This window comes from Mesobacillus sp. MER 48, assembly GCF_023714225.1.
Taxonomy (GTDB): domain Bacteria; phylum Bacillota; class Bacilli; order Bacillales; family Cytobacillaceae; genus Mesobacillus; species Mesobacillus oceanisediminis_A.
Genome location: NZ_JAMAUR010000032.1, coordinates 1 through 481 on the forward strand (window position 1 = coordinate 1; position 481 = coordinate 481).

The following is a 481-nucleotide window of genomic DNA, read 5'->3' on the forward strand; positions in this document are numbered from 1 at the left end:
TGGTTGAACAGACCGGCGTCACGCCGGCAATCATCGCCTATATCACCGAGGCCTTTGCCGAAAGCAAACTGGCCATCTGGGCGCGGTACCTTGACGAAGAAGAGATGGCGTTCACCCGCCAGCACTATTTTGACCGGCTACAGGAGTGGCCTGCGCTGGTGGCGAAGCTGCATCAGGCGTGCCGGGAGGGCGTAGCGCCGGACTCGGCGTCGGGTCAGGCGCTGGCCCGGGCGTGGCTTGAACTGTTTCAGTCCTACGCCGGTACCCGGCCGCAGACGTTGCAGAAGTTTCGTCGGGCAATGGAGCAGGAGCCGCATTTGATGAAGGGCACCTGGATGACGCCGGCGGTGCTGAGCTGGCTGCAGCAGGCGACCGGATCCTTGATGCGGCAGGCGCAGGGACCTGCCGCCGGGTGATCACAGGTCAGCCAGCGCGGCCTGACGATCGGGGTAGAAGCTCAGGCGTCCGGGCAGCGGCTTGA

At 65.1% G+C, this 481-nt stretch carries 1 protein-coding gene; it reads left to right on the forward strand.

Going from position 1 to position 481, the window contains the following annotated elements:
• Nucleotides 1-416 (forward strand): TipAS antibiotic-recognition domain-containing protein (locus tag M3593_RS23755; RefSeq protein ID WP_251665147.1); only part of this gene is annotated, 416 nt, incomplete at its 5' end.
• Nucleotides 417-481 lie beyond the last annotated feature (65 nt).